This is a genomic window from Sphingomonas sp. UV9, assembly GCF_004101245.1.
Lineage (GTDB): Bacteria > Pseudomonadota > Alphaproteobacteria > Sphingomonadales > Sphingomonadaceae > Sphingomonas.
Genome location: NZ_SCIN01000003.1, coordinates 652374 through 675584 on the forward strand (window position 1 = coordinate 652374; position 23211 = coordinate 675584).

The 23211-nt window shown below is 67.7% G+C and carries 20 protein-coding genes; 10 read left to right on the forward strand and 10 right to left on the reverse strand.

The window, feature by feature from the left end; all coding sequences use genetic code 11:
* Nucleotides 1-1218, reverse strand: a complete 1218-nt coding sequence (locus EQZ23_RS15265) for an aspartyl protease family protein (RefSeq protein WP_240663604.1) — start codon at nucleotides 1216-1218, stop codon at nucleotides 1-3.
* Between the two features lie 262 nt (nucleotides 1219-1480).
* Entirely contained in the window at nucleotides 1481-3016 is a 1536-nt protein-coding gene (locus EQZ23_RS15270; protein WP_128455267.1) for a CpaF family protein, read from the reverse strand.
* Nucleotides 3017-3152: 136 nt separating this feature from the next.
* On the opposite strand from EQZ23_RS15270, the gene EQZ23_RS15275 reads away from it, so the two are divergent.
* Together EQZ23_RS15275 and EQZ23_RS15280 are read left to right on the forward strand one after the other, a co-directional pair.
* Nucleotides 3153-4655: a trypsin-like peptidase domain-containing protein gene (locus EQZ23_RS15275; protein ID WP_128455268.1), complete on the forward strand. Its 1503-nt coding sequence runs from the start codon at nucleotides 3153-3155 to the stop codon at nucleotides 4653-4655.
* 74 nt (nucleotides 4656-4729) lie between these two features.
* The gene (locus tag EQZ23_RS15280; RefSeq protein ID WP_206364273.1) at nucleotides 4730-6316 is read left to right on the forward strand and encodes a hypothetical protein; all 1587 of its coding nucleotides are present in this window, start codon (nucleotides 4730-4732) and stop codon (nucleotides 6314-6316) included.
* Nucleotides 6317-6378: 62 nt separating this feature from the next.
* On the opposite strand, the gene ada is transcribed toward EQZ23_RS15280, so the two are convergent.
* The gene (gene ada / locus EQZ23_RS15285; RefSeq protein WP_128455269.1) at nucleotides 6379-7410 is read right to left on the reverse strand and encodes a bifunctional DNA-binding transcriptional regulator/O6-methylguanine-DNA methyltransferase Ada; all 1032 of its coding nucleotides are present in this window, start codon (nucleotides 7408-7410) and stop codon (nucleotides 6379-6381) included.
* Between the two features lie 114 nt (nucleotides 7411-7524).
* Between ada and EQZ23_RS15290 the strand changes: the two genes are divergently transcribed.
* Entirely contained in the window at nucleotides 7525-8370 is an 846-nt protein-coding gene (locus EQZ23_RS15290) for an oxidoreductase (protein WP_128455270.1), read from the forward strand.
* A 289-nt stretch (nucleotides 8371-8659) separates the two neighbouring features.
* Here the strand turns inward: EQZ23_RS15290 and EQZ23_RS15295 are convergent, their stop codons facing one another.
* Entirely contained in the window at nucleotides 8660-9337 is a 678-nt protein-coding gene (locus tag EQZ23_RS15295) for a dienelactone hydrolase family protein (protein ID WP_128455271.1), read from the reverse strand.
* A gap of 289 nt (nucleotides 9338-9626) precedes the next feature.
* Here EQZ23_RS15295 and EQZ23_RS15300 point away from each other — a divergent pair, with 289 nt between their 5' ends.
* From EQZ23_RS15300 to EQZ23_RS15325, 6 genes are all read left to right on the forward strand, one after another.
* Nucleotides 9627-10187, forward strand: a complete 561-nt coding sequence (locus tag EQZ23_RS15300; protein WP_240663646.1) for a F0F1 ATP synthase subunit delta — start codon at nucleotides 9627-9629, stop codon at nucleotides 10185-10187.
* 2 nt (nucleotides 10188-10189) lie between these two features.
* Nucleotides 10190-11719 (forward strand): F0F1 ATP synthase subunit alpha, encoded by a 1530-nt coding sequence (atpA, locus tag EQZ23_RS15305; RefSeq protein ID WP_055873607.1) that lies wholly within the window; start codon nucleotides 10190-10192, stop codon nucleotides 11717-11719.
* 70 nt (nucleotides 11720-11789) lie between these two features.
* Nucleotides 11790-12683, forward strand: a complete 894-nt coding sequence (locus tag EQZ23_RS15310; protein WP_128455273.1) for a F0F1 ATP synthase subunit gamma — start codon at nucleotides 11790-11792, stop codon at nucleotides 12681-12683.
* 14 nt (nucleotides 12684-12697) lie between these two features.
* Nucleotides 12698-13261: a hypothetical protein gene (locus EQZ23_RS15315; RefSeq protein ID WP_128455274.1), complete on the forward strand. Its 564-nt coding sequence runs from the start codon at nucleotides 12698-12700 to the stop codon at nucleotides 13259-13261.
* A gap of 4 nt (nucleotides 13262-13265) precedes the next feature.
* Nucleotides 13266-14741: a F0F1 ATP synthase subunit beta gene (gene atpD / locus EQZ23_RS15320; RefSeq protein ID WP_128455275.1), complete on the forward strand. Its 1476-nt coding sequence runs from the start codon at nucleotides 13266-13268 to the stop codon at nucleotides 14739-14741.
* A gap of 117 nt (nucleotides 14742-14858) precedes the next feature.
* A complete protein-coding gene (locus EQZ23_RS15325; protein WP_055873595.1) occupies nucleotides 14859-15113 on the forward strand; it encodes an ATP synthase F1 subunit epsilon in 255 nt (84 codons plus the stop codon).
* A 240-nt stretch (nucleotides 15114-15353) separates the two neighbouring features.
* Here EQZ23_RS15325 and EQZ23_RS15330 read toward each other — a convergent pair whose 3' ends face one another.
* Nucleotides 15354-17525, reverse strand: coding sequence for a primosomal protein N' (locus EQZ23_RS15330; RefSeq protein ID WP_128455276.1), 2172 nt, complete (start codon nucleotides 17523-17525; stop codon nucleotides 15354-15356).
* Between the two features lie 41 nt (nucleotides 17526-17566).
* On the reverse strand, nucleotides 17567-19027 hold the full coding sequence (locus EQZ23_RS15335) for a diguanylate cyclase (RefSeq protein WP_128455277.1): 1461 nt from the start codon (nucleotides 19025-19027) through the stop codon (nucleotides 17567-17569).
* Nucleotides 19028-19090: 63 nt separating this feature from the next.
* Between EQZ23_RS15335 and EQZ23_RS15340 the strand changes: the two genes are divergently transcribed.
* Nucleotides 19091-19990 (forward strand): tyrosine recombinase XerC, encoded by a 900-nt coding sequence (locus EQZ23_RS15340; protein WP_240663605.1) that lies wholly within the window; start codon nucleotides 19091-19093, stop codon nucleotides 19988-19990.
* Nucleotides 19991-19996: 6 nt separating this feature from the next.
* On the opposite strand, the gene EQZ23_RS15345 is transcribed toward EQZ23_RS15340, so the two are convergent.
* From EQZ23_RS15345 to rsmI, 4 genes are all read right to left on the reverse strand, one after another.
* Nucleotides 19997-20596 (reverse strand): DedA family protein, encoded by a 600-nt coding sequence (locus tag EQZ23_RS15345; protein ID WP_128455278.1) that lies wholly within the window; start codon nucleotides 20594-20596, stop codon nucleotides 19997-19999.
* Nucleotides 20597-20783: 187 nt separating this feature from the next.
* Complete coding sequence (gene gshB / locus EQZ23_RS15350) at nucleotides 20784-21737, reverse strand: glutathione synthase (RefSeq protein ID WP_128455279.1); 954 nt, start codon at nucleotides 21735-21737, stop codon at nucleotides 20784-20786.
* Between the two features lie 169 nt (nucleotides 21738-21906).
* Nucleotides 21907-22314, reverse strand: coding sequence for a YraN family protein (locus EQZ23_RS15355; protein WP_128455280.1), 408 nt, complete (start codon nucleotides 22312-22314; stop codon nucleotides 21907-21909).
* 48 nt (nucleotides 22315-22362) lie between these two features.
* Nucleotides 22363-23208: a 16S rRNA (cytidine(1402)-2'-O)-methyltransferase gene (gene rsmI / locus EQZ23_RS15360; protein WP_128455281.1), complete on the reverse strand. Its 846-nt coding sequence runs from the start codon at nucleotides 23206-23208 to the stop codon at nucleotides 22363-22365.
* Nucleotides 23209-23211 lie beyond the last annotated feature (3 nt).

The following is a 23211-nucleotide window of genomic DNA, read 5'->3' on the forward strand; positions in this document are numbered from 1 at the left end:
CTAATAAAAATGCGTCAGTTCGAGCTTGCGGGTCGTGCCGTCGCACAGGCCGAGCGTCACGACACGGCCGGGGGTGCCGGCCGACCATGATGTCAGCGGGCTCGTGGGATAATCGGTCGGGATCGGTACGCCGTCGATCGCGCAGATCATGTCGCCGTCCTTCCAGCCGGTCGCTTCGGCGGGCCCGCCGCGCATGACGTGCAGGACCTTCAGTCGATCCGGTTCGGCGCCGACGAGCAGCCCGCTGGTCGACCGGAGCGGCGCCGTGTCGGCCGTCGGGCCGCGGCTGAGCACCATGCGGCGCGCGCCGGGATCGAGCAGCACGCGGTAATTCTGGAGGAAGCCCGATCCGATCCGACCCGCAGTGCCGATCGCCTGCGAGAAGCCGCCGGCGGGTTCGATCCGGACTTCGGTGGCGCGCGCAGTCATCGTGCCGACGCGGAGATCGGGGACGATCGCCAGGCCGCTGATTGCCGGTCCGGCGAGCCCGAACGCGATCGCGGTGGTGACGCGCAGGTCCTTCAGGCCGGCCGCCTGCCAACCGGCGGCGGTGACGGTGATCGAGGATCCATCGCCGGTATCGACGACGACCGGCGCCAGCCGCCGGTTGCCGAGCGTGATCGCGCTTTCGTAGACGCTGCGTTCGGTGGAGACGCGGAGCGGCGCGGTCTCGCCCTTGAACGGGAGGCGGCCGGAACGGAGCAGGCGGAAGCGCTTGGCGGCATAGTCGATATCGAGCGCGTGACCGGCGAGCATGTCGGCGCCGACCAGCAGGTCGACCGCGGACGCGCTGCCGGTGGCGATCGCCGGCAGGTCGGCGACGGTCACGCCGCCGCCGGTCCGAGCAAGGCCACCGAGCGCGACGGTACGGGTCGGCATCCAGCCCAGCGCGACCGATCCGCCGATCGCGGTCGCGCTGCCGCCGGCGACCAGCTTGGCGGTGTCGACCGCGGGGGAGGCCTTGGCGAGCAACGTATAGCTGACGCCGGTATCGAGGATCGCGGTGACGTTGCGGCCGTCGATCTGCATCGTGAAGCGGATCTGGTTACCGGGGGTCAGGTCGAACGGGATCCAGCGGGCTTCGGCGTCGGTCGCGAGATGATAGACGCCGCGGTCGCGCGCGGCGGGGGAGATGGCGGCCGGCGCAGACGCAGGTTCGCGCGCGGAGACGAACAGGACCGCGATCAGCGGGACGAGGGCGAAAAGGGCGCTGCGCATGTAGGGGTGGTCCCTAGCGGGTCGCGGGGGCGGTACAAGCCGGCGCGTCGCCGAACCGGGGTCGAGACCCGACGAAGGTCGACGCAGCCCCCCGATAAAGGCGTGCGAAATCGCCAAGAGCCCCACCCCGGCGAAGGCCGGGGCCCAATTGGGGGACGGGGATCACTGCGGGCAGCGCTCCGTTACCGCGACCTTTCCACTTGGGCCCCGGCCTTCGCCAGGGTGGCGGTCGGAAGACATAGCTCAGTGAATGAACGATCCCCTACAGGCACGCCTCCAGATACGCCTGGTCGAAGCCGAACTGCTTGGCCTTCTCCAGCGTGTACGGCCTGAGGCCCATCGACCGGTATTCGCCCAGGATCTTCCCGTCCGCCGACTCGTCCAAATACTCGAACTTGAACAGTTCCTGCGTGACGATCACCGGGCCCTCCATGCCGATTACCTCGGTGATGTTGGTGACCCTACGCGAGCCGTCGCGCAGGCGCTTCACCTGGATGATCAGCTCGACCGAATCGGCGATCTGGCGCGAGATGGCTTCCTTGGGCACCTTGATGTCCGACATCATCACCATGTTCTCCATGCGGGCCAGCGCCTCGCGCGGGGAGTTGGCGTGGAGCGTGCACATCGAGCCGTCGTGGCCGGTGTTCATGGCCGCGAGCATGTCGAAACACTCGGAGCCACGAATTTCGCCCAGGATGATGCGGTCAGGCCGCATACGCAGCGCGTTCTTGACGAGATCGCGGATGCTGATCTCGCCCTGACCCTCGAGGTTGGCGGGGCGGGTTTCGAGCGGCAGCCAGTGCGGCTGTTGCAGACGAAGCTCGGCGGCGTCCTCGATCGTCAGCACGCGCTCGCCGGGGTCGATCATCTTCGACAGCGCGTTGAGCATCGTCGTCTTGCCCGAGCCGGTACCGCCTGAGATGACGACGTTGAACCGCGATGCCCCCGCGATCTTCAGCGCGGTCGCCATCTTGGGGCTCATGCTGCCAAACCCGGCCATCATGTCGAGCGTGATCGGTTTCGCCGAGAATTTACGGATCGAGATCGCGGTGCCGCGCAAGCTGAGCGGCGGGACGATCACGTTGACGCGGGAGCCGTCCTTCAGGCGGGCATCGGCGAGCGGCGAGGTCTGGTCGACGCGGCGGCCGACCGAATTGACGATCCGCTGCGCGATCTGGAACAGATGCTCCTCGTCGCGGAACTGGATCGGTGCGAGCTCGAGCTTGCCCTTGCGCTCGACATAGGTCTGGTCGGGGCCGTTCACCATGATGTCGGTGATGTTCGGATCGGCCAGCAGCTCCTCCAGCGGCCCGAGCCCGAGCAGCTCGTCGACCAGCACCTTTTCCAGCGCGAACTGTTCGCGGCGGTTGAGAGTCAGCTTCAGCTCGGCGAGCACTTCGCCGATGATCGGGCGGAATTCCTCGGCCAGCTCGTCCTTGTTGAGCGTCGCCGCCGCCTCCGGATCGACGCGTTCGAGCAGGCGCGGGAGGACCTGTTCCTTGATCTTGTGGATCGACTGTTCGAAGCCCTCGGTCCGGCTGTTGCCGGCTTCCCCGCTCGCATTCTGACGATCGGAGAGCCGCTGCATTGCGTCCATCTGCGTGCCGGGCATCGTACCCGGCCCGAAGCCATCGATCTCACCGGGCATCGGCAACGAGTCGATCGGCGGGAACTGAGAACCGCCTTCCGGCTCTGGCCGCGGCGCGGAGCTACCCCCTTGCATCGGGCGGGCGACGCCGAATGCGGGCCGGGCCGCTTGCCCCCCGCTGATGCCGTTACGACGCCCGAATGCGCTCATGCCCAAATCCCCGGATGATTGCCCAAGGGGTTAGGCGCCAAGGCTTGATAATTCGCTAACCAAACCGGACGGGCGGGGAGCGTCCGATAAGCGCCCAAGGGTTGATCGCCACCGCGAACTCCCCGAAGGCTGGCGCATGATCCGCCTGCTGCTCCTCCTCGCGCTGACTTTCGGGTTGGCCAGTTCCGCGTCGGCCGACGATATCGCCGCCGCCGGGCGCGGCGTGGTGCGCGTCGTGACGATCGCGGTGGTCGACGATCAGGTGGTCGGCTTCGGGCACGGCAGCGGCTTCGCGATCGCGCCAAACCGGATCGTCACCAACGCGCACGTCGTCGATCTCGCCAAGCGGTATCCCGACAACGTCGTCGTCGGGATCGTGCCGACCGAGGGCGACAAATCCTATCAGGGCAAGGTGATCGCGTATGATTCGCAGCGCGACCTGGCGCTGATCGAGTTCACCGGTGCGCGCCTGCCGCCGAGCGCGCTGTATACCGGGCCGATGAGCGAGGGCGACGCGGTGGTGTCGCTCGGGTTTCCCGGCAATGTCGACCTGGCGACCGCGCGGTCGGCGGCGGATTATATCCGGCCGATGACGCCGGTGCGCTCGGAGGGCGTGCTGTCGGGCCGGCGCGCGCTCAGCAACGTCGAGGTGCTGCTCCACACCGCCAGCATCGCGCGCGGCAATTCGGGCGGCCCCCTGCTCGATCGCTGCGGGCGGGTGATCGGCGTGAACTCGGCGATCACGCGCGGCGAGGACGGCGATTCGACGTTCGGCTTCGCGATCGCTGATACCGAGCTGGCCGGTTTTCTGCGCGACGCGAAACAGCCTTATGCGTCGATCGGCACGGGCTGCACGTCGATCGAGGATCGCCTGCGACAGGACAGCGACGCAGACGCCCGGGCGACCGCCGATGCGGCGGCCGCCAAGCGCGACGCCGCGACCCAGGATGCGATGGCGCGCGAGGTGGCGCTGGAGAAGGCGCGGACCGAGGCCGGGCGCACGCGCGAAAACGTGATGGCGATCGCGGGGCTGTTGCTGGTGGCGGGCGCGCTGGTGATCGGGAGTGCGGGTCTGCTCGAATCGCGTGGCCAGCGGCGGCAGGCGATCTGGGCGGTGTCGGTCGGCGGCGTCAGCGTGCTGGTCGCGATCATCGTGTTCGTGCTGCGGCCCTCGGGTGAGGTCGACCTCCCGGTGTCCGCGCTGCCAAAGTCGCGCCTGTCGACGCCCGATGCCGCGCTCGGCAAGCTGATGTGCACGCTGATCCCCGAGCGGAGCCGGATCACGATCTCGTCAAGCGACGACGTGCCGATCGACTGGGGAGCCAAGGGCTGCATGAACCGCAAGACGCAATATGTCGGCGCGAATGGCCGCTTCGACCGCGTGCTGGTGCCGGACAATGAACAGACCGTGTCGGTGCTGTCGTTCGATCCGGCGACCCGGGTCTATTCGAACACGCGGTACCTGCTGTCCGCGGCGGACATGGAGGCGGCGCGCAAGGCGCGGGGCGTGGTGCCCAATGTGTGCCGGATGGACGACGCCGCGATCGCGCGCCTGGCGGGTCAACAGGCGGCGATCCGCGCGGTGCTGCCGCCCCTGCCGAACGAGAAGCTCGTCTATCGGTGCGCGGCGACGCGATGATCCGAAATCAACGGTTTGCCGCTCGGCAAACCGGGAGATGCGTGGCAGGATGATCGCATGACGAGGGGGCGGGCATGCGACGGACGGGGCTGAACGCGGCGATACGGTTGGGTTTGGGCTGTGCGGCGGGCTTCGGTGCCGTCGTCGCGGCGGCACCCGCGTCGGCGAAGTGGATGCGCGTGACGTCCGACCATTTCGTCATCTATGCCGATCAGTCGCCGGCCGAGCTGGAAAAGATGGCGACCCGGCTCGAACGCTTCGACGGCGCGATCCGCTATCTGCATCGCACGCCCGAAGCGGCCGGCGCGAAGGGTACGAATCGCGTCACCGTGTATGTGGCAAGCGACGTGGCTGCGATCCGCAAATTATCGGGCGATAAGACTATCGCGGGCTTCTACCTGCCGCGCGCCAGCGGATCGGTCGCGTTCACGCCGCGCACCGGCGATACCGGCGGCATGCCGCAGATCGTGCTGTTCCACGAATATGCGCATCATTTCCTGCTCGGCAATTACGCCGCGGCCTATCCGGGCTGGTTCTCCGAAGGCTATGCCGAGTTCGTCTCGACCGCCGCCTTCGAGAAGACCTATGTCCAACTCGGGGTCGCGGCGCAGCACCGCGCGTACAGCCTGTTGCAGGCCAAGCCACTGCCCGCCGCGACCTTGTTCGCGACCGGCCAGCGTATGACCAGGGACCAGCGCGCATCCATGTATGCGCGTGGCTGGCTGCTGACGCATTACATCATGTTCGATGCCGCGCGCGGGAAGCAGCTGGGCAGCTATCTGACCGCGCTCAACAGCGGCACGCCCAGTATCGCGGCGGCGACCGCGGCGTTCGGCGACTTGCGCGCGCTCGACAAGGCGCTCGACGCCTATCTCCGCCAGTCGCGGATTCCGGGGCTGCGCATTCCCTATGACAAACTGCCTGCGGTGACGGTCGACGTGACGCCACTGTCGCCGGGCGCGGCGGCGCTGGTCGAGTTGCGAATGCAGTCGGAACGCGGCGTCAATCGCACGACCGCGCAGCCGATCTTCGTGCGCGCGGCAAAGATTGCGGCTGCCTATCCGGCCGACGCGGTGGCGCAGGGCTGGCTCGCGGAGATGGCCTATGACGCGGGCAGTGACGGCGAGGCGGAGGCGGCGGCGGACCGTGCGCTGGCCGCCGATCCGACGTCGGCGCAGGCTATGCTGTACAAGGCGCGCGTGCTGGTGCGGCGCGCGGCCATGGCCAAGTCCAGCGACCCTGCGGTCTGGGCAGTGGCGCGCCGCTGGATCGTCAAGGCGAACCGCCAGTCCCCCGACGATGCCGACGCGCTCGAGGTCTATTATGACAGCTTTCGCGCCGAGGGCGCCAAGCCTTCCGCTCCCGCGATCGCTGGGATCAACCGCGCGCTCGAACTCGTGCCGCAGGATCCGTCGCTGCGGTTCGAGGTGGCGGCGCAGGCGATCCTCGGCGGCAACAACGCCGCTGCCAAGACGGCGCTGCAGCCGCTCGCGTTCGATCCGCACCGGCCCGCCGACAACCCGGCGGCACGGCTGATCGCGATCCTCGATTCGGGTGCGACCGGGCCAGCCGCAATGCGCGCGCTTACCAAAGCCCAAGGCGAGACCGGCGGCGAGGCCGAGGGCGGTGGCGGCGCCGCACCGCCCGCCACCGCGCCTTAACGCTCCCGCGCGAGCCCCCTAGCGCTCCCGCGCCAGCCCCCTAGCGCTCTCGCGCCAGCCCCCTAGCGCTCTCGCGCGAGCAGCGCGCGTTTGCGGTCGAGGCCGTAGGCATAGCCGCCGAGCGCGCCACCGATGCGTTGCGCGCGGTGGCAGGGTATGACGATCGAGACCGGGTTCTGCCCGCACGCGCTGCCGGCCGCGCGGACCGCGGCGGGGCGGCCGGCCAGCGCTGCAAGTTCGCTGTAGGTGCGGGTTTCTCCGATCGGAATCGTCCGCAGCGCCTGCCAGATCGCCTCCTGGAACGCGGTGCCGCGGACATCTAGCGGAAGATCGTGGTCGCGATCGGGGGATTCGACGGCCGCCACCACCTGTGCGGCGAGGTCTGCGAGGGCTGTGTCGCCCGGTTCGATAGCAGCATTGGGGAAGCGGCGGCGGAGTTCGTCGGCGTCTTCGTCGAACGACACACGGCAGAGACCCTTGTCGGTAGCGGCGACGAACAGCGCGCCGAGGCTCGTGTCAGCCACCGTCCAGCGGATCGTCACGCCTTCACCGCCGCGGGCCCAGGCGCTGGGCGCCATGCCGAGCCGTTTCGCGTCCGCCTCGTAGAACCGGCTGGGGGCGGAATAGCCGGCGTCGTAGATCGCTTCGGTCACGGTCGAGTCCTCCGATAAGGCGTCGCGTGCGCGGCCGGTGCGCAGGGCCCGCGCATAGGCGGCGGGGGTGACGCCGGTGGCGCGTTTGAACAGGCGGTGGAAATGGTGCGGCGCGTAGCCGACCTTCGCCGCGACCGCGTCGAGCGAGAGGCGGTCGTCGGCGGCTTCGAGCAATGCGATTGCGGCGGCGACGGCGATCCGGTCGCGACCCACTTCGTCCGGGATGCAGCGCAGGCAGGCGCGGAAGCCGGCGGCGCGCGCGCTAACTGGGTCGGGGTGGAAGGTGACGTTCTCGCGCTTGGGGTGGCGGGCCGGGCAGCTCGGCTTGCAGTAGATGCCGGTGGTCGTCACGCCCACGACGAACCGGCCATCCCACGCGCGATCGCGGCGCTCGAATGCGATCCAGGCGGCGTCGTCGTCGAGTGCGGGGGCGGTGCTCATGATGCGGTTATAGGCGCTCGCAGAGAGCGCGCATCCCGTGGCTTGCGGTCAAACGTCGGAGCCATTGGCGTGGCGGGCCGTTCTTCCTCGTATCACCTTATAGAAAGACGTCTCATGGCCACCGACACCCCCGTCTGGTTCATCTCCGGCTGCTCGACCGGGTTCGGGCGCGAACTCGCCAAGCTCGTGCTCGCGCGCGGTTGGCGTGCGGTCGTCACCGCGCGCGATGCGGCGCGGGTCGCCGATCTCGCGGACGGGGTGGGGGACCGCGCGCTGGCGGTGTCGCTCGACGTCACTGATCAGGCGCAGATCGACGACGCGGTCGCGCAGGCCAAGGCCAAGTTCGGACGGATCGACGTGCTCGTGAACAATGCGGGCTATGGCTATCAGGCGTCGATCGAGGAGGGCGACGACGCCGAAATCCGCGCGCAGTTCGATGCGAACGTGTTCGGGCTGTTCGCGATGACCCGCGCGGTGCTGCCGATCCTGCGCGCGCAGCGGAGCGGGCATATCATCAACATCACCTCGGTCGCCGGGTTGGTCGGGTTTCCGGGCTCGGGTTATTACGCCGCGTCGAAGCATGCGGTGGAGGGCTTCTCCGACTCGCTGCTCGCCGAGGTAGCGCCGCTGGGGGTTCGGGTGACGTGCGTCGAGCCGGGGCCGTTCCGCACCGATTGGGCGGGGCGCTCGCTCAAGCAGACGCCGGTGGCGATCGCGGACTATGCCGAGACGGCGGGCAAGCGGCTCGACGGCACGCGCGAGATCAGCGGGACGCAGGCGGGTGACCCGGTGCGCGCGGGCGAGGCGATGATCGCGCTGACCGAGGATGCGAACCCGCCGCGGCATCTGGTGCTGGGGCGCTGGGGGTATGAGGCGGCGGTGCAGAAGGTGGCGGCGCGGTTGAAGGAGATCGAGGCGCACAAAGCGGCGAGCCTCGGCGCGGATTTTCCGGAGGGGTGATCACGTAGGACCTACCGCGCACTGTTTCCCCGCGAAGGCGGGGACCCAGACTGGGCTCCCGCCTTCGCGGGAGAACAAGGGAAGAAGGGGCTGCCTCCGCGTTCGTAGGCCAGCTGCGCCGAAGTCTCTGACCCTACACTGAGCCCTGTAACAGGGCCACGACCCCGGCGAAGGCCGGGGCCCAATTGGGGGACGTCGCTGACGGAGCGCAGCCCTCAATTATTGCCACCTTTCCAATTGGGCCCCGGCCTTCGCCGGGGTGGTGTGGTTGGTGGAGACTCGGCTAACCTCAGCCCCCGTTCGCGCGGAACAGCTCCAGCGTCCGCGCCTTCGCCAGATCCGCGCTCGGCTCGTGATAGTCCTTCCGCCGGTCCGAATTGAACCCGTGGCCCGCCTCGTAGACGTACACCGTCGAATTCGGCCAATCCTTGGCGATGACCTGCTCGACGCCCTCCATCGGGATGCCGTGGTCGTGGCGACCGAAGTGGAGGATGACCGGGACCTTGGGTTCCTCGTCCGCAGCGGCCGGGATCATGCTGCCATAATAGCCGCTCGCCGCCGCGACGCCGGTGAGCTTGGTCGAGGCGAACCATGCGACCGAGCCGCCATAGCAATAGCCGACCACGAACACCGCGCCGGCCGGCGCCAGCGTGTCGATACAGCTCTGGACGTCCTTCAACGACAGGTCGAACGGATGGAGCTGGCGCGCGAGTTCGATGCCGCGGGCGAGGCCGTCGCCCGAATAGTCCGCTTCGAAGCCGGGATGCTCGCGGTCGAAAAGGGCCGGCGCCAGCACCTCGTAACCGTCGGCGGCGTATTCGTCGCAGAGATCGCGGATATGGTCGGTGACGCCGAAGATTTCCTGCACCAGGACCAGCCCGCCGCGGCGCGCGCCGGTCGGCTGCGCATGATAGACCGCGACGGTCGCGCCGTCGGACATCGTCATCGTTTCCATCGTGCCGGTCATTCTGATTCCTCGTTCCGTCATGCCGGACTGGTTCCGGCATCCACCGTGCCGCATAGGCAACAAGCCGTAGAGTTAGCGGAGCGGTGGACCCCGGAACAAGCCCGGGGTGACGGAAGGCCGATGACAAAACAGTCACAAACCCAGTCCCCCGACCATCCCGCCGGGTTGCCAATCCGGGAACCCGATGCTAACCGCGCCGCGTCCCATGAGAGGTGCTTTCGCGCCCTCTTCCCCCATGGGGCGGCAACATTTTCGGTTTCAGGCGAGGATTTACAGGTCCGTGGAGATAATTCCCGGTAACCCCGGCGGCGGTATTCAGGCGAGCTTAGGCGGGCGTTATGCGCTGGCCCTGTTCGAACTCGCACGTGACGCGAAGACGATCGACGCAGTCGAGTCGAGCCTGGCGAACGTGCGCGACGCGCTCGCGCAGTCCGAGGACTTCCGCAATCTGACGACCAGCCCGATGGTCTCGCGCGGCGCGGCGGTGAAGGCGGTCCTCGCGGTCGCCGATGCACTTGGCGTCGATGCGACCACGAAGAGCTTCCTCGGCGTCCTCGCTGAGAACCACCGCCTCGGCGCGCTGCCGAAGATCATCAAGGCGTATCGCACGCTTGCTGCGCAGCATCGCGGCGAGATCGCCGCCGAAGTGACCTCGGCGCATCCGCTGAGCGACGAGCAGGTGATCGAGCTGAAGCAGCAGCTCCGCCAGCGCGTCGGCCGTGACGTTTCCGTCGACCTCAGCGTCGACCCATCGCTGCTGGGCGGACTCGTCGTCCGCGTCGGCAGCCAGATGATCGATTCGTCGATCAAGACCCGTTTGAACACGCTCGCGCAGGCGATGAAAGGCTGACCATGGATATTCGCGCCGCAGAAATCTCGAAGATCATCAAGGATCAGATCGCCAATTTCGGCACCGAGGCCCAGGTCAGCGAGACCGGCCAGGTGCTGAGCGTCGGCGACGGCATCGCGCGCATTTTCGGCCTCGACAACGTCCAGGCCGGCGAGATGGTCGAATTCTCGAACGGCGTGCAGGGCATGGCGCTCAACCTCGAGGCCGATAACGTCGGCGTCGTGATCTTCGGGAGCGATTCCGAGATCAAGGAAGGCGACATCGTCAAGCGCACCGGCACGATCGTCGACGTGCCGATCGGCAAGGAGCTGCTCGGCCGTGTGGTCGACGGTCTCGGCAACCCGATCGACGGCAAGGGCCCGATCCACACGACCGAGCGCAGCCGCGTCGAGGTCAAGGCACCGGGCATCATCCCGCGCCAGTCGGTCAGCGAGCCGGTCCAGACCGGTCTCAAGGCGATCGACGCGCTCGTCCCCGTCGGCCGCGGCCAGCGCGAGCTGATCATCGGCGATCGCCAGACCGGCAAGTCGGCCGTCGCGATCGACGCGTTCATCAACCAGAAGATCGCCAATGCCGGCGACGACGAGTCGAAGAAGCTGTACTGCGTCTATGTCGCGATCGGCCAGAAGCGCTCGACCGTGGCGCAGCTCGTCAAGACGCTCGAAGAGAATGGCGCGATGGAATACACCATCGTGATCGCCGCGACCGCGTCGGACCCCGCACCGCTCCAGTATCTCGCGCCCTACACCGGCGTCGCGATGGGCGAGTATTTCCGCGATCGCGGCATGCACGCGCTGATCTGCTACGACGATCTGTCAAAGCAGGCGGTCGCCTATCGCCAGATGTCGCTGCTGCTGCGTCGTCCTCCGGGCCGTGAGGCGTATCCGGGCGACGTGTTCTATCTCCACAGCCGCCTGCTCGAGCGTGCGGCCAAGATGTCGGACGCGAACGGCGGCGGCTCGCTGACCGCGCTGCCGATCATCGAGACTCAGGCGGGCGACGTTTCGGCGTACATCCCGACCAACGTGATCTCGATCACCGACGGCCAGATCTTCCTCGAAACCGACCTGTTCTTCTCGGGCGTGCGCCCGGCGATCAACGTCGGTCTTTCGGTCAGCCGCGTCGGCTCGGCCGCACAGACCAAGGCGATGAAGAAGGTGTCGGGCTCGATCAAGCTCGAGCTCGCGCAGTACCGCGAGATGGCGGCATTCGCGCAGTTCGGGTCGGATCTCGATGCGTCGACGCAGAAGCTGCTCAACCGCGGTGCGCGTCTGACTGAACTGCTCAAGCAGGCCCAGTTCTCGCCGCTGCCGTTCGAAGAGCAGACGGTGTCGATCTTCGCTGGCACCAGCGGCTATCTCGACAAGGTGCCCGTCGCCGACGTGACCCGCTACGAGCAGGCGCTGCTCGCCGACATGCGCGCGAACCACGCCGATGTGCTGAAACTGATCCGCGATACCCGCGATCTGGGTAACGAGGCGAAGGACAAGCTGAAGGCAGCGCTCGAGGCGTTCGCCAAGACTTTCGCTTAAGTAGAACATGCCCCCGCTGACGCGGGGGCAGGCTGGGCCTCCGCCTTCGCGGAGGAACAAAGGGACGTAGATGGCGAGCCTCAAGGCACTCAAGATCCGCATCGGCTCGGTGAAGTCGACGCAGAAGATCACCAAGGCGATGAAGATGGTCGCCGCTGCAAAACTGCGCCGTGCGCAGGACGCCGCGGTCGCCGGCCGGCCCTATGCCGAGCGGCTCGAAGCGGTGATGGCGAGCCTTGCGGGGCGCGTCGGCATCGCGCCGGGCGCATCGCCGCTGCTGGCCGGGACCGGCAAGGACCAGGTCCACCTGATCGTCATCGCGACGTCGGAGCGTGGCTTGGCGGGTGCGTTCAACACCAACATCGTCCGCGCGGCACGCCGCAAGGCCGAGGAGCTGATCGCGGCCGGCAAGACCGTGAAATTCTATGTCGCGGGCAAGAAGGGTCGCGTGATCAAGCGGTTCTTCCCGAACGACATCCTCGCCGATCACGAGATGAGCCAGATCAAGAAGCTCGCGTTCAGCGACGCGCAGGAGATCTCCGAAGACCTGATCAAGCGCTTCGGCGAAGGTCAGTTCGACGTCGCGCACCTGTTCTATTCGAAGTTCGTGTCGGCGCTGGTGCAGATCCCGACCGGGATCCAGATCGTCCCCGTGCCGATCTCGACGATCCCCGGTGCAGAGGCCAAGCCGAACGCACCTGCGGAAGCCGTGACCGAATACGAGCCAGACGAGGAGGCGATCCTCGCCGACCTGCTGCCGCGCAACGTCGCGATCCAGATCTTCCGCGCGCTGCTCGAAAACGCAGCGTCGGAGCAGGGCTCGCGCATGAACGCGATGGACAACGCCACGCGCAATGCCGGCGACATGATCACGCGTCTGTCGATCCAGTATAACCGCACGCGTCAGGCCGCGATCACGACCGAACTGGTCGAGATCATCTCGGGTGCCGAAGCGCTGAAATGAGGGTCGCGGTCGCCTTGACCCTTACTGTGATGCTGGCGGGCTGCGGCAAGCCGGCACCGTCGGTGCGCGAGCAGGAAGCGGCGCAAACCGCCTCCGTCGCGACGCTGTCGGGCTGGGACCGCCTGTTCGCCTCCCCGCAGGAGACGATCGGCGCGATCAACCAAGCGGGCTTCGCGCTCGGCGACTATGCGGCAAAGGACGGGGGCTTCACGGCGACCGGCCAGCCGCGGATGTTCTCGAACTCCAACGCGGCCAAGCCCAACACGACGTCCGTCGCTGTTACGGGCAAGACCGCAGCGGCGATCGATACCGTGACCTATGCGCTGACGTTGACCGATCCGGTCGACGCGACGACGGCACGGATGCGGCTCGCGCAGACCGTCGGCGAGTTTCTCGGCCGCTTCAAGATCAAGGCGTCGCCCGACCTCCTGAGGGCGATCCGCCTCGGCCAGCCGCTCGATGCGGCGCCTGCCAAGGTCGCGCTCGTCCCTGCTACCAACGGTGCGCCTCAGCGCATCGACGTGACTTTTACCCGTTCTCCGGCTACCAGCCCGGCCAACAGCAAGACCCAAGGATAGTGTGATGGCAACCGCCGCTGAAGCAATCCGCCCTACCGAGGGCGCCACGAACAATACGGGCCGCATTTCGCAGGTGATCGGTGCCGTCGTCGACGTGCATTTCCCCGACAACCTGCCCGCCATTCTGTCGGCGCTCGAAACCGACAATAACGGCAATCGGCTCGTGCTCGAGGTCGCCCAGCATCTCGGCGAGAACACCGTGCGCACGATCGCGATGGACGCGACCGAGGGTCTGACCCGCGGCCAGACCGTCACCGACACCGGCTCGCAGATCCGCGTGCCCGTCGGCCCGAAAACGCTCGGCCGCATCCTCAACGTCATCGGCGAGCCGATCGACGAGCGTGGCCCCGTCGGCGCAGAGACGACCGCACCGATCCATGCGTCGGCACCGCTGTTCGTCGACCAGTCGACCGAGAGCGCGATCCTGGTCACGGGCATCAAGGTCATCGATCTGCTCGCACCCTATGCAAAGGGCGGCAAGATCGGCCTGTTCGGCGGCGCCGGCGTCGGCAAGACCGTGCTGATCCAGGAACTGATCAACAACATCGCCAAGGGCCATGGCGGCACCTCGGTGTTCGCGGGCGTCGGCGAGCGTACCCGCGAGGGTAACGATCTGTACCACGAGTTCCTCGACGCGGGCGTCATCGCCAAGGATGCCGACGGCAATCCGCAGTCGGAAGGCTCGAAGGTCGCACTCGTATTCGGCCAGATGAACGAGCCGCCAGGCGCACGTGCCCGCGTCGCGCTGTCGGGCCTGACGATCGCCGAGTATTTCCGCGACGTCGAAGGCCAGGACGTGCTGTTCTTCGTCGACAACATCTTCCGCTTCACGCAGGCGGGCGCAGAGGTTTCGGCACTGCTCGGTCGTATTCCGTCGGCCGTGGGCTATCAGCCGACGCTGTCGACCGACATGGGCGCGCTGCAGGAGCGCATCACGTCCACGAACAAGGGCTCGATCACCTCGGTGCAGGCCGTGTACGTGCCGGCCGACGATCTCACCGATCCGGCGCCTGCGACGTCGTTCGCGCATCTCGATGCGACGACCAACCTCAACCGTGCGATTTCGGAGCTGGGCATCTACCCGGCAGTCGATCCGCTCGATTCGACCTCGCGTCTGCTCGAGCCACGCGTCGTCGGCCAGGAGCATTACGACACCGCGCGTGCGGTCCAGTCGACGCTGCAGAAGTACAAGTCGCTGCAGGACATCATCGCGATTCTCGGCATGGACGAGCTGAGCGAGGAAGATAAGCTGACCGTGCAGCGTGCGCGGAAGATCCAGAAGTTCCTCAGCCAGCCGTTCCACGTCGCCGAGGTCTTCACCGGCATCAGCGGCAAGTTCGTGCAGCTCGAGGACACCGTCCGCTCGTTCAAGGCGGTCGTCGAGGGCGAGTATGATCACCTGCCCGAGGCAGCGTTCTACATGGTCGGCGGCATTGATGAAGCTGTCGCCAAGGCCGAAAAGATGGCCGCCGAAGCGTAAGCTTAGCTCCCTCCCCTTCAGGGGAGGGTTGGGGTGGGGCCTGACCGCGCGCGTCGCGCCTGCCGCACTCCCCCACCCCGACCCTCCCCTGAAAGGGGAGGGAGTGAGAAGATAGACATGCTGCATTTCGAACTCGTCACGCCAGAAAAGCTCGTCCGCTCGGAGGAGGTCTATATGGTCGTCGTCCCCGGCACCGAAGGCGATTTCGGCGTATTGGAGGGCCATGCGCCGTTCATGTCGACGGTCCGCGATGGCGGCGTTCAGGTGTATCGCACGCAGAACGGCACGCCCGAGACGATCGCGATCCGCGGCGGTTTCGCCGAGGTCAGCGCCAAGGGCCTGACCGTGTTGGCCGAACACGCGGGCGAGTAAGCTTACCGTCAACTGAAGTAAGATTTGTTTCCCCGCGAAGGCGGGGACCCAGTCTGGGCACCCGCCTTCGCGGGTGAACATGTCTTCTCTTTGCACCACCCCGGCGAAGGCCGGGGCCCAGTTGGGAAGGCAGGCGTAACCGGCCGCTGCGTTTACTCAGGCAAGTCCGCCCAACTGGACCCCGGCCTCCGCCGGGGAGGTGGCTATGCGGCGCTCCGCTAATGTGGGCTTCGACTTGGCCTACAGAAAATTATACGGGTCGACGTCCACCGTCACCCGCGCCTTGGACGGCCAGTCCAGCTTCCCCAGCCACTCGCGGATCACGTCCTGCACGTCCAGCGCCCGCCGCGCATGGACCAGCAGCCGATACCTGTGCCGTCCGCGCAGCATCGCCAGCGGGGCAGGGGCCGGCCCATAAACGTGCATCCCGTCAACCTCGGGCGCGCTACGCCCGACCAGCTTGGCGGTCTCGTGCGCGCATTTCTGGTCCTCCGACGACACCACGATCGCCGCATAGCGCCCGAACGGCGGCGCGCCGGCGTCCTTGCGCGCGTCGGTTTCCGCCGCATAGAACGCATCCGCATCGCCGGTGATCAGCGCCTGCATCACCTGCGCGTCCGGACTATGCGTCTGGATGAACACGTGCCCCGGCTTCTCGCCGCGCCCAGCGCGCCCCGATACCTGCCGGATCTGCTGGAAGGTACGCTCCGCCGCACGCAGATCGCCGCCGTCGAGGCCCAGGTCCGCGTCTACCACGCCGACCAGCGTGAGGTTCGGAAAGTGATAGCCCTTCGTCACCAGCTGCGTGCCGACGACGATATCAATATCGCCCGCCTCCATCCGCCCGACGAACTCGGACGCCTTGGCGGGTGACCAGATCGTGTCGGACGTCACGACGGCGGTCTTCGCCTCGGGGAACAGTGCCGCCACCTCGTCCGCAATCCGCTCGACCCCTGGCCCACAGGCAACGAGCGTGTCCTCGCCCTTGCACTCGGGGCACACGCGCGGCGTCGGCTCGGCATGGCCGCAATGATGGCAGGCGAGGCGGTTGGTCAGCCGGTGCTCGACCATCCACGCGGTGCAGTTCGGGCACTGGAACCGGTGCCCGCACGTCCGGCACAAGGTCAGCGGCGCATAGCCTCGCCGGTTGAGGAACAGCAGCGACTGCTCGCCGCGCGCCAGCGTCGCCTGCATCGCCTGCACGAGCTTGGGCGCCAGCCACCGGCCGCGCTCGGGCGGATCCTTGATCAGGTCGATCGGTTCGATCGTCGGCATCTCCGCGACGCCGAACCGGCCGGGCAGCTTCAGCTCGGCATAGCGCCCGGTCGCGACCTGTTGCCGGGTCTCGATCGCGGGGGTGGCGGACGCGAGGATGACCGGGCACCCCTCGAACTTGCCGCGCATGACCGCCACGTCGCGTGCGTGATAATGCACGCCCTCTTCCTGCTTGAAGCTGGTCTCGTGCGCCTCGTCGACGACGATCAGCCCGAGGTCGCGATACGGCAGGAACAGCGCCGAGCGCGCGCCGACCGTCACCAGCGCCTCGCCGCTCGCGATCGCGCGCCACGCGCGCCGCCGTTGCGTCGAGCGCAGCCCCGAATGCCACGCGACGGGTTCGCACCCGAACCGGTCGTGGAAGCGCTTGAGGAACGGCTCGGTCAGCGCGATCTCGGGGAGCAGCACCAGCGTCTGGCGCCCGTCGCGGATCGCCTGCGCGACCGCTTCGAAATACACCTCGGTCTTGCCCGAGCCGGTAACGCCGTCGAGCAAGGTCGGATGGAAGGCATGCTCGGCCACCCCGGCCACCAAAGCATCGGCCGCGGCGCGCTGGTCGTCGGACAATGTCGGCTCGTGATGCCGCGGATCGGGCATGGGGTAGGGGACGTCGATACTCACCTCGACCGCCTCGATCGCGCCGACCTTCACCAGCCCGCGTATCACCGCATCGCTGACCTCGGCGAGGGTGGCGAGTTCGCGGATCAGGCCCTGGCGGTCACCGATCCGCTCCAGCGCCTGCTCGCGCTGCGGGGTGAGGCGGGGGGGCAAAACTCCGGTCGAGCGATACTCGACAGCCGTCCGCGCACCCTCCAGTGCCGAGGTAGAGGCGAGCGTCATCCGCAACACCGACGCTGCCGGCGCGAGGTAATAGTCGGCCGTCCACTCGACCAGCCGCCGCAGCGGCTCCCCCAGCGGCGGCACGTCGGCGACCGCGAGCAGGTTGCGTAACCGGTTGTCGCCGACCTCCGCATCGGACGGCATCCGCTCCGCCTCCCACACCACGCCGAGCAACTGCCGCGGCCCCAGCGGCGCGACGACGATCGAGCCCGGCCCGACCTCCATGCCCTGCGGCACGCGGTAGTCGAGCGGCCCGAGGGCGGCGTTGAGGATCAGGACACGGGCGCGGGACGACATCGTGTCATATATGGGGCCGGATCGCGCCTGCGGGAACCGTCTTACGCGGCGTTGCGCCGGTCCGAGCGGCGACGTTCGCCGACGCGCGCGCGCTTGGCCTTGTAGAGCACCGTATCGGCGCGGTGGACGAAGTCGCGGATCGAGAGGCAATCGGGCTCGAGCGCGGCGATCCCGACCGTTCCGGCGCTGACCATCGCCAGCCCGTTGAGCGCGACCGGGAAGCGTAACGCGTCCTGCAATCGCGCGCAGACCTGGCTCGGCATCGCGGCGAGCGCGGGATGCTCGACTAGCACCGCGAATTCGTCGCCGCCCAGCCGCGCGACGAAGCTGTCCTTGAGCCAGGGTTCGCGCAACACCCGGCCGACGCCGCGCAGGACGTCGTCGCCCGCGGTATGGCCGAGCGTGTCGTTGATCGCCTTGAACCCGTCGAGATCGAGCAGCGCGAGCAGCAGCGGCGTCGCATTGGCGCGCGACCGTGCCATCGCCGCGTCGAGCGCGCGGTCGAACGCCGCGCGATTGGCGATTCCGGTGAGCGCGTCGGTGTCGGCCGAGCGGCGCAGCGTGGTTTCGAGTGCGTGGCGCTCGGTCACGTCCTGGAACACGCCGACCAGCGCGACCGGCGTGTCGTCGTTGCATTCCCGTTCGCCGAGGACGCGCACCCGGCGTGGCTCGCCCTGGACGGTGGTGAAGTCGACCTCGAGGTCGAACGGTGCGCCGCTCTCGATCGCGCGGTCGAGCGCCATGGTCAATGCGTCGCGCGCGTTCGCCGGATAGAAGTCCATCGCGGTTGCCATGTCTGGCAGGTCGCCGACCGGCAGCCCGTAGATGTGATAGACGCCCTCGGACCATTCGAGGTGATTGTCGTCCAGCGACACGCGCCACGATCCGATCGCTGCCATCCGCTCGGCCTGGCGGAAGATCCGGTCCTGCCGGACAAGCGCTGCGGCCTGCTGATCAGCGGTGATGGCGATCGTGATCGCGCGGTTCGCCGCGGCGCGTGCGGCGATGGTGGTTTCGGCAAGCGTGGCGAGGTTCAACAGGGCCGCGCGGCCGGCGTCGTTCAGGCTGCGCGGCACGGTATCGATGACGCAGATCGTGCCGATCGCGTGTCGTTCTCCGTGGCCGTCGATCGCGTGGATCGGCGCACCCGCATAAAAGCGCGCACCGTCGGATGGTGCGACCAGAGGGTTTCGCGTGAACCGCGGATCGCAGCTCAGATCCTCGATGACCAGCGGATCCTTGTTGCAGATCGTGTAGGCGCACATGCCGATATCGCGGCTGATCTCGCCGCGTTCGCCGCCCGCCGCCGCCTTGATCCACAGCCGTTCGCTGTCGACCAGCGTCAGCAGCGCAGTCGGGCAATCCAGCATCTCGGCCGCCAGTGTGACGAGCGCGTCGTATTCGCGCTCGGGCTCGCTGTCGAGCAAGGCCAGGGCATGCAGCGCCGCCAGCCGTCGCGTTTCGTCTGCAAAGATTTCAGTCGTCGAATTGGCGCGGGACATGACCGTTCAATATCGACAGGACGTTAATTTTCTTTGTCGTTCGAACGCGCTACTGTCCACGTCATGGACCGGACCGACCCCTTGCCGCCGTCGATGCGGTGGGCCGAGCATCTGGTGAGCGACCGTCGGCGATCTGTGCACACGGTCCGCGCCTATCAGGCGTCGGCCGAGCGACTGACCGCGTTCCTGATCGGCCATTGGGGCGAGGCGATCGACCGCGCGGCGCTGGCGCGGGTCACGGCGACGGACCTCCGCGCGTATCTGGCGCAGCGTCGCGAATCGGGGCTCGGCAACGCCTCGGCCGCGCGCGAATTGTCGGCGGTGCGCGGGTTTCTCGCCTGGGCGAACGAAGACGCCGAGCAACCGCGGATGCGGGGGCCGCGCGTCAAGACCGGCGTGCCGCGGCCGATCTCGCCGGCCGAAGCGGTTGCGCTGGCGGAGGAGGTGGCCGACGATGCGGCCGAGCCCTGGATCGGCGCGCGCGACTGGGCGGTGCTGATGCTGTTGTACGGCGCCGGTCTGCGGATCGGCGAGGCGCTGACGTTGCAGGGCGAGATCCTGCCGCTCGGCGAGACGATCCGGGTGACGGGCAAGCGCAACAAGACCCGCGTCGTACCGCTGTTGCCGCAGGTCCGCACCGCGATCGAAGCCTATGTCGCGCAGACACCCTGGCCGATCGCGCGCGACGAGCCGCTGTTTCGCGGCGTGAAGGGTGGGCCGCTTTCGCCGGTGATGATCCGCCGCGCGGTCCAGGCGGCGCGCGCGCGGCTCGGGCTCGGCGACCGGACGACACCGCATGCGCTGCGCCACAGTTTCGCGACGCATCTGCTCGGGCGCGGCGCAGACCTGCGCGCGCTCCAGGAACTGCTGGGCCATGCGAGCCTGAGCTCGACTCAGGTCTATACGCAGGTCGACGCGGCGCATCTGATGGACGTGTACCGCAACGCGCACCCCAGGGCGTAGAGAGCGTTAGCCCTTCGGCTTCCACGTCACGACGCGACAGACATAGCCGATGATGATGACCGCGAACGTCGCCACCGCGACTGGCCCGACATAGCGGTCGAGTTCCTCGAAATGCGATCCGAGCAGGATGCCGGCATAGGTCAGCACCGTGTTCCAGATCGCGCTGCCGGCAGCGGTCCAGATCACGAACTGCCAGATCGGCATGCACGTCATGCCCGCGGGCAGCGAGATGACGGTTCGAAAGGTGGGCATGAAGCGGAATACGAAGATGACCCACCCGCCGCGTTTCACGAAGAAGCTGTGGATCTTCTGGACGTCGGACCATTCCATCGTCAGCCAGCGCCCGTTGCGCGCGATGAACGGGCGGAAGCGTTCGTAGCCAATGTTACGGCCGATATAATACCAGAAGTAATTGCCGACGACCGAGCCTGCGGTCCCCCACGCGATCAGCGGCACGACGCTCATGTTGCCCCGCGCGACCGCCATGCCGCCCAGCCCCATGATGACCTCGGACGGCACCGGCGGAACGATATTCTCGAGCGCCATCAGCAGGAAGATACCGAAATATCCGCCCCAGGCGATCAGATCGAGGATGAATTCGGTCATGGGTATCAGATACTGCCGGGATGCCCGATGTGTTCCGCCGGTGATTGCGCAAGCTAGCGAACATATGCACCTGCCCGGCGAAGGCCGGGGTCCAGTTGGGGGACGGTTATCGCGAAGGATCGCGTTCCGTTACCGCAACCTTTCCAACTGGGCCCCGGCCTTCGCCGGGGTGGTGAATGGGGAAAGACTAGCGCGCCGCGACCTTCGCCTCGATCGCGTCCCAGATCATGCCGGCCACATCCGTTCCGTCGAAATTCCCGATCGCGACTATCCCGGTCGGCGAGGTTACGTTGATCTCCGTCAGCCACGTGCCGCCGATCACGTCGATCCCGACGAACAGCAGCCCGCGCTTCTTCAGTTCCGGCCCGAGCACCGCGCAGATCTCGCGCTCCTTGTCGGTCAGTTCCGACTTCTCCGCCGAGCCGCCGACCGCCAGGTTTGAGCGGATCTCGCCTGCGCCCGGCAACCGGTTGATCGCGCCCGCGACCTCGCCGTCGATCAGCACGATCCGCTTGTCGCCCTTCGCGACGTCGGGGAGGAACGCCTGCACCATGTGCGGCTCGCGCCACGTCATGTTGAACACCTCCATCAGCGCGGACAGGTTCGCGCCGTCCGACTCGACCTTGAAGATCGCCTTGCCGCCGTTGCCGTGCAGCGGCTTGATCACGATCGCGCCGTGCTCGGCGAGAAATTTCCGCGCCTCGTCGAGCGAGCGCGTGACGAGCGTCGGCGGCATGAACTGCGGGTAGTCGAGCACGAAGACCTTCTCGGGCGCGTTCCGCACCTGCGCGGGATCGTTCACGACCAGCGTCTTGTCGGCGATCCGCTCGAGCAGATGCGTCGCGGTGATATAACCGAGATCGAACGGCGGATCCTGCCGCATCAGCACGACATCGGCCTCGTCGCCGAGGTCGAGGTTCACGGGTTCGCCGACGCTGAAGTGATCGCCGACGACGCGTTGCACAGTGACCGGATGTGCCTTCGCCCAGACCCGGCCGTCGCGGTAGTTCAGGTCCTCGGCCGAATAGTGGAAGAGCGTATGGCCCCGGTCCTGCGCCGACAGCATGAGCGCGAACGTCGAATCGCCGGCGATGTTGATGCTGTCGAGCGGGTCCATCTGGACGGCGACGGTGAGGCTCATTCTCGCATTCCTTCCATGCATCCCAATTTCTGTCACCCCAGCGGAAGCTGGGGTCTCCCCGTAACTGGAAGACCCCAGCTTCCGCTGGGGTGACGGGTTGGGATGGTTCGGATCGGGACTTAGGAAGGCGGGCGGGATTTGTCACCCACGCTCGCCCGATCGCCTCAGCCTATCCCCCTCCGATCCACGCATTCTCGATATGCCGCGGCCGCGTACCCGGCGCGAGCAGGATGACGTCGACCCGGATATCGTCGCCCGGCCCGGCATAGCGCGGCATCAGATACTCCGCCGCCGCCGCCACCCGCGCAAGCCGGCGCTCGTCGATCGCGAAGTCGAGTTCGGCCGCGGTCGCGCGGGTCTTGACCTCGACGAACGCGATCAGATTGCCTTTGCGCGCAACGAGATCGACCTCGCCGGCGGGCGTCCGCACGCGGCGATCCAGGATGCTCCACCCCTTCAGCCGTAGCCACCACCCGGCCAAGCGCTCGCCACGACGCCCGGCCGCTTCCGCAACCTGTCGGTCTGCCGTGTTCCCCTTCCGCTTGCGGGAGGGGCTAGGGGAGGGCGGGGGCGGCACGTCCGTGACATGCCCTCCCCCAACCCCTCCCGCAAGCGGGAGGGGAGATCAGCTCGCTGCCTTCAATTCCAGCGCCCGCGCATAAAGCGCCTTGCGATCAAGCCCGAGCTTCTTCGCCACCTCGCTCGCCGCCTGCCCGGTGGACAACCGCGTCAACGCCTCGACCAGCGCCGCGTCGCCGTCCTCCGCACTCGCAGGCGGCGCTTCACCCGGCGGCGCGACGACGATCACGATCTCCCCGCGCGGCGGCGCGTCCGCATAGCGGTCGGCGAGCGTCGACAGCGTCCCCGTCACCGCCTCCTCGAACTTCTTGCTGATCTCGCGCGTCACCGCTGCCTCGCGGTCGCCGAGCCCTTCCAGCAGCGCCGCCAGACATGCCCCCAACCGCGGCCCCGACTCATACATCACCAGTGTAGCGCGGATCGTCGCCACCTCCGCGATCGCCTCGGCCCGCGCGTGCATCTTCGACGGCAGGAACCCGACGAACAGGAACCGGTCGGTCGGCAACCCCGCCAGCGTCAGCGCTGCCACCGCCGCGCACGGACCCGGAATCGTCACCACCAGATGCCCCGCCGCGCGCGCGTCGCGCACCAGCTTGAACCCGGGATCCGAGATCAGCGGCGTCCCCGCGTCCGACACCAGCGCCACCGCCTGCGTCGCCATCCGCGCGATCAGCGCCGGTCGCACGCCCTCCGCACTGTGGTCGTGATACGGCACCATCGGCGTCTTGGTACCGACATGGCGGAGCAGGCCGGCGGTCACGCGGCTGTCCTCGACCGCGATCACGTCGGCCCGGCGGAGGATGTCGGCGGCGCGCGGCGACAGATCGCCAAGATTGCCGATCGGGGTCGCGACGATGTAGAGGCCGGGATCGAGAAGAGTTTCAGGGTTCATGGG